Source organism: Mesorhizobium sp. M4A.F.Ca.ET.090.04.2.1, from assembly GCF_003999085.1.
Taxonomy (GTDB): domain Bacteria; phylum Pseudomonadota; class Alphaproteobacteria; order Rhizobiales; family Rhizobiaceae; genus Mesorhizobium.
This window is the reverse complement of the sequence record NZ_RZOT01000399.1, coordinates 1-5692: the sequence shown is the minus strand read 5'-3', so window position 1 is coordinate 5692 and position 5692 is coordinate 1. Positions and strand designations below refer to the sequence as shown.

Here is a 5692-nt window from a genome sequence, read left to right as displayed (position 1 = left end):
ATCACCATGATGCTGGAAAAGTTTGCTCTTCGCTCTCGTGCCTTGCTTGCGGGCGCGGCGCTGTCCGCGCTGCTGGTCGCGCCTGCCTTTGCCGTCACGCCGGCCGATACGCTGGTCGAGGGCTTCGCGTTCGACGACATCATCACCATGGACCCGGGCGAGGCGTTCGAGCTGTCGACCGCCGAGGTCACCGGCAACACCTATGATCTCTTGGTCCGCCTCGACCTCAGCGACACTTCCAAGGTCAAGGGCGATCTCGCCGAGAGCTGGGCCGTTTCCGACGACGGCCTGACCTACACCTTCAAGCTCAAGCCCGGCATGAAATTCGCCTCGGGCAATCCGATCACCGCCGCCGACGTCGCCTATTCCTTCGAGCGCGCCATCAAGCTGGACAAGAGCCCCGCCTTTATCATCAGCCAGTTCGGCATCAGCGGCGACAATGTCGCCGAAAAGGCCAAGGCGGTCGACGACACCACTTTCCAGTTCGTCGTCGACAAGGCCTATGCGCCGAGCTTCGTTCTCAACTGCCTGTCGGCCACGGTTGCCTCGGTCGTCGACAGCAAGCTGGTCAAGGAACATGTCGCCGCCGTCACCCCCAGCGCCGACTACAAATGGGACAATGATTTCGGCAATGCCTGGCTGAAGACCGGCTACGCCGGCTCTGGCCAGTTCAAGCTGCGTGAATGGCGCGCCAACGAGGCCGTCGTTTTGGAGCGCAACGACAACTACAATGGCGAGAAGGCCAAGCTCGCCCGCGTCATCTACCGCTTCATGAAGGAAAGCTCGGCGCAGCGCCTGGCGCTGGAGGCCGGCGATATCGACGTCGCCCGCAACCTCGAGCCCAACGACCTGGATGCCGTCGCCAAGAACGCCGACCTCACCACCACAAGCGCGCCGAAGGGCACGGTCTATTACATCAGCCTCAACCAGAAGAATCCGAACCTCGCCAAGCCGGAGGTTCGCCAGGCGTTCAAATACCTGGTCGACTACGACGCCCTGAGCTCGACCATCCTGAAGGGCATCGGCGAGATCCACCAGTCCTTCCTGCCCAAGGGCGACCTTGGCGCGGTCGATGAAAATCCCTTCAAGCTCGATGTCGCCAAGGCCAAGGAACTCCTGGCCAAGGCCGGCCTGGCGGACGGCTTCAGCGTGACCATGGACGTGCGCAGCAAACAGCCGGAGACAGGCATGGCCGAGTCGATCCAGCAGACGCTGGGTCAGGTTGGCATCAAGCTTGAGATCATTCCGGGCGACGGCAAGCAGACGCTGACCAAGTATCGCGCCCGCAACCACGACATCTATATCGGCAATTGGGGCCAGGACTATTTCGATCCGAACTCCAACGCCCAGACCTTCGCCTCGAACCCGGACAATTCCGACTCCGCCAAGATCAAGACCCTCGCCTGGCGCAACGCCTGGGATATTCCGGATCTGACCAAGGAGACCGAAGCGGCGCTGCTGGAGAAGGATTCGGCCAAGCGCGCCGATATGTACAAGGACCTGCAGAAGAAGATCGTCGACACCAGCCCCTTCGTCATCATCCACCAGCAACTGGAAGTGGCTGGTCTGCGCAAGAGCATCAAGGGCTTCGCGCTCGGCCCGAGCTTCGACACCAACTTTGTCGGGGCGGTCTCCAAGGAATAGTTCCGGCGGACGCACCGCGTGAGCATCGTTGAAAATCAGGCGGCGGCCGGGCGCGGCAGCACCCGCTCCGCCGCTGTCTTATCGTCGATCGGCCGCTTCCTGGTCATCGCGGTGACCACCTATCTCGGTCTGCTCGCGGTGACCTTCTTCATTGGCCGCGTCATCCCGATCGATCCAGTGCTGGCCGTGCTGGGCGACCGAGCGCCGGCCAATGTCGTCGAGCGCACGCGCCGCGAGATGGGGCTCGACCTGCCGCTGATCCAGCAGTTCTACATCTATGTGAAGAGTGCGCTGAGCGGCGATTTCGGCACCTCGGTGCTGACCACCAATCCGGTCATGACCGATATCCGCCGCGTCTTCCCGGCGACCATCGAACTGGCGACGCTGGGCACGCTGATCGGCGCCGTCATCGGCGTGCCGCTCGGCGTTCTGGCCGCCGTCAGGCGGGGCAGCCTCGTCGACCAGATCGTGCGCATCATCGGCCTGATCGGCTATTCGGTACCGATCTTCTGGTTGGGACTGCTTGGGCTGGTCCTGTTCTACGCCAAGCTGCAATGGGTCGCCTTTCCGGCCAGGCTCGACGTCGTCTACGAATACACTTTCACGCCGATCACCGGCTTCTATCTGCTCGACGCGGCGATGCAGGGGCAGTGGGATGTCTTCTACGACGCCTATCGCCACATCATCCTGCCGGCCTCGCTGCTCGGCTACTTCTCGCTCGCCTATATTAGCCGCATGACCCGCTCCTTCATGCTGAACGAGATGGCGCAGGAATACATAGTCGCGGCGCGCGCCAAGGGCCTGTCGGAAACGCGCATCATCTGGGGCCACGCGCTGCGCAATGCCGCGGTGCCGATGGTGACGGTGATCGCGCTCTCCTACGCCAGCCTGCTCGAGGGCTCGGTGCTGACCGAGACCGTGTTCTCCTGGCCGGGCATCGGTCTCTACATCACCAATTCGCTGCAGAACGCCGACATGAACGCCGTGCTCGGTGGCACCATCATCATCGGTTCGGTCTTCATCGGCATCAACCTTCTTTCCGACCTGCTCTACCGCGTGCTCGATCCGAGGACCAAGGCTGCATGAGCGCCGAGACTATCCAGAGCCGTCGCGAATGGCTGCTCAGCGAGCGGCCGGCCTCGCGCATGCAGGCAAGGCTCGGCCGCGCCTATGTGGCGTGGCGGCGCTTCTCCGCCAACCGGCTGGCGGTTCTCGGCCTGCTGATCATCATCGCCCTGCTGGTGGTCGCCGCCTTCGCCGACGTGCTGGCGCCCTATTCGCCGACCGTCGGCGACCTCAAGAATGCGCGCCTGCTGCCGCCCGGCGCCGCGCACTGGTTCGGCACCGACGACCTCGGTCGCGATATCTACTCCCGCATCGTCTACGGCTCGCGCTGGACGCTCTATGTCGTGATCCTCGTCGCCGTCATCGCCGCGCCCATCGGCCTCCTGGTCGGCACGGTCGCCGGCTATGCCGGCGGCTGGACCGACGCGATCCTGATGCGCATCACCGACATCTTCCTCGCCTTCCCGAAACTGGTTCTGGCGCTGGCCTTCGTTGCCGCGCTCGGCCCCGGCATCGAGAACGCGGTGCTGGCGATCGCCATCACCTCCTGGCCGCCCTACGCCCGCATCGCGCGGGCCGAGACGCTGACGGTGCGCAACTCGGATTTCATCAAGGCGGTGCAATTGATGGGCGCCTCGGCGTTCCGCATCGTGCTGCGCCACATCATGCCGCTCTGCATCTCTTCGCTGATCATTCGCGTGACGCTCGACATGGCCGGCATCATCCTGACAGCCGCCGGCCTCGGCTTCCTCGGCCTCGGCGCGCAGCCGCCGCTGCCCGAATGGGGCGCGATGATCGCGTCCGGCCGGCGCTTCATCCTCGACCAGTGGTGGGTTGCCGCGGCACCGGGTGCCGCCATCCTCATCGTCAGCCTCGGCTTCAACCTGCTCGGCGACGGCCTGCGCGACGCGCTCGATCCAAGGAGCGGCGACCAATGAGCGGCAACAAGAGCGACAAGGGCACGCTTCTTGAGGTCGACGATCTGCGTGTCACTTTCCCGACCCGCACCGGCCTGGTCGAGGCCGTGCGCGGCGTCACCTTCTCGCTTGGCCGCGAGCGGCTGGGCATCGTCGGCGAGAGCGGTTCCGGCAAGTCGCAGACCGGCCGCGCCATCATGGGCGTTACCGCGCCGCAGGCCGAGGTCTCGGCGAACAAGCTCGCCTTCGACGGTATCGATCTGCTCTCCATAGCGCCGCGCCAGCGCCGGGCGCTGCGCGGAAACCGCATCGCGATGATCCTGCAGGATCCGAAATATTCGCTCGATCCGGTGATGAGCATCGGCCGCCAGATCGTCGAGACACTGCGCACGCATGAGAGGGTCTCAAAGGCCGAGGCGCGCGAGCGGGCGCTGGCCATGCTGGAGGCGGTGCAGATCCGCGATCCTAAGCGCGTTTTCGACCTCCACCCGCATGAGGTTTCGGGCGGCATGGGCCAGCGCGCCATGATCGCCATGATGCTGATTGCCGGGCCGGAGCTGATGATCGCCGACGAGCCGACCTCGGCGCTCGACGTCACCGTGCAGCTCGACGTGCTGAACATCCTCGACAAGCTGGTCGCCGAGCGCGGCATGGGCCTGATCTTCATCTCGCACGATCTGCGGCTGGTCTCGTCCTTCTGCGACCGCGTGATCGTCATGTATGCCGGCAAGGTGGTCGAGCAGCTCAAGGCTTCGGAGCTGCGCGACGCCCGGCACCCCTATACGCGCGGTCTGCTCAACTGCATGCCGAGGATCGGCTTCGAGCGTCACCCGCTGCCGGTGCTCGACCGCAAGCCGGAGTGGGCGGCATGACCGCGGCGCTTTCCGTCGACAGGCTGGAGGTGATCTTCGACCGGTTTCGCGCGCTGAAGGGCGTTAGCCTCGAGGTCAGGGAGGGCGAGTCCTACGGGCTGGTCGGCGAGAGCGGCTCCGGCAAGTCGACGCTGCTCAGGGCGATCACAGGCTTGGCGCCCGCCTCTTCGGGCACCATCACCGTCAACGGCAAGACCCTCGGCAAGACTCGTGAAAAAGCCTTTTACCGCGAGGTGCAGATGGTCTTCCAGGACCCCTACGGCTCTCTGCATCCGCGCCAGACGGTCGACCGCCTGCTGCAGGAGCCGCTCGCCATCCATGGTTTTGCCGATGGCGAGAAGCGCATCGAACGCGCGCTGGACGAGGTCGGTCTCGGCAACGGCTTCCGCTTTCGCTACGCACACCAGCTCTCCGGCGGCCAGCGCCAACGCGTCGCCATTGCCCGCGCGCTGATCCTTGAGCCCTCGATCCTTTTGCTCGACGAGCCGACCTCGGCTCTCGATGCCTCGGTACAGGCGGAGGTGCTAAACCTGCTCGAAGAGGTGCGGCGACGGCGCAAGCTGACCTTCCTGATGGTCAGCCACGACCTCGCCATCATCACCCATATGTGCGAGCGGTTGATGGTGATGCAGAACGGCGAGGCGGTTGAGACGCTGACGGCGAGCCAGCTGATCGGCCACCGTGTGAGTGAGGATTATACGCGCAATCTGCTGAGGGCGAGTGAGGGGTTTGTGAGGGCGTAGCTCGAATTATGCCGCACCGCCCTCGGTCAGCGCTTCGCTTTGCACGCTATCGTGCTTCGGCTCCTTGATCCGGAACCACGTCACATAAAGCGCCGGCAGGAAGAGCAGCGTGATCGCCGTGCCGGCGATGATGCCGCCCATCATGGCGTAGGCCATCGGCCCCCAGAACACCTCACGCGCGATAGGGATCAGCGCCAGGCTGGCGGCCGCGGCCGTCAGCGCGATCGGCCGCATGCGGTGCTCGGTCGCCTCGATGACCGCCGCCCAGCGATCCTTGCCTTCGGCGACTAGGTCCTCGATCTGCACGATCAGGATGACCGAGTTGCGGATCAGGATTCCGATCAGCGCCAGCACGCCGAGGATGGCGACGAAGCCGAGCGGCGCCCCGCTCGGCACCAGTGCAGCCACCACGCCGATCAGGCCGAGCGGCGCCACCGCCACGACCAGGAAC

6 protein-coding genes are annotated in these 5692 nt (G+C 64.9%); 5 read left to right on the top strand and 1 reads right to left on the bottom strand.

The features are described from left to right. Nucleotides 1-6 precede the first annotated feature (6 nt). From EN781_RS23840 to EN781_RS23820, 5 genes are read left to right on the top strand one after another with little or no spacing between them, the layout of a single operon-like run. On the top strand, nucleotides 7-1644 hold the full coding sequence (locus EN781_RS23840) for an ABC transporter substrate-binding protein (protein ID WP_126056696.1): 1638 nt from the start codon (nucleotides 7-9) through the stop codon (nucleotides 1642-1644). Nucleotides 1645-1662: 18 nt separating this feature from the next. After that, on the top strand, nucleotides 1663-2730 hold the full coding sequence (locus tag EN781_RS23835) for an ABC transporter permease (RefSeq protein ID WP_126056695.1): 1068 nt from the start codon (nucleotides 1663-1665) through the stop codon (nucleotides 2728-2730). Then, a complete protein-coding gene (gene nikC / locus EN781_RS23830; RefSeq protein WP_126056694.1) occupies nucleotides 2727-3647 on the top strand; it encodes a nickel transporter permease in 921 nt (306 codons plus the stop codon). Before EN781_RS23835 ends, nikC begins: the two co-directional genes overlap by 4 nt. Then, nucleotides 3644-4498, top strand: a complete 855-nt coding sequence (locus EN781_RS23825) for an ABC transporter ATP-binding protein (RefSeq protein ID WP_126056693.1) — start codon at nucleotides 3644-3646, stop codon at nucleotides 4496-4498. The genes nikC and EN781_RS23825 overlap by 4 nt, the downstream gene beginning before the upstream one ends. After that, entirely contained in the window at nucleotides 4495-5241 is a 747-nt protein-coding gene (locus tag EN781_RS23820) for an ABC transporter ATP-binding protein (protein WP_126056692.1), read from the top strand. The genes EN781_RS23825 and EN781_RS23820 overlap by 4 nt, the downstream gene beginning before the upstream one ends. A 6-nt stretch (nucleotides 5242-5247) precedes the next feature. Here the strand turns inward: EN781_RS23820 and EN781_RS23815 are convergent. Next, nucleotides 5248-5692 (bottom strand): efflux RND transporter permease subunit (locus tag EN781_RS23815; protein ID WP_145965598.1); only part of this gene is annotated, 445 nt, incomplete at its 5' end.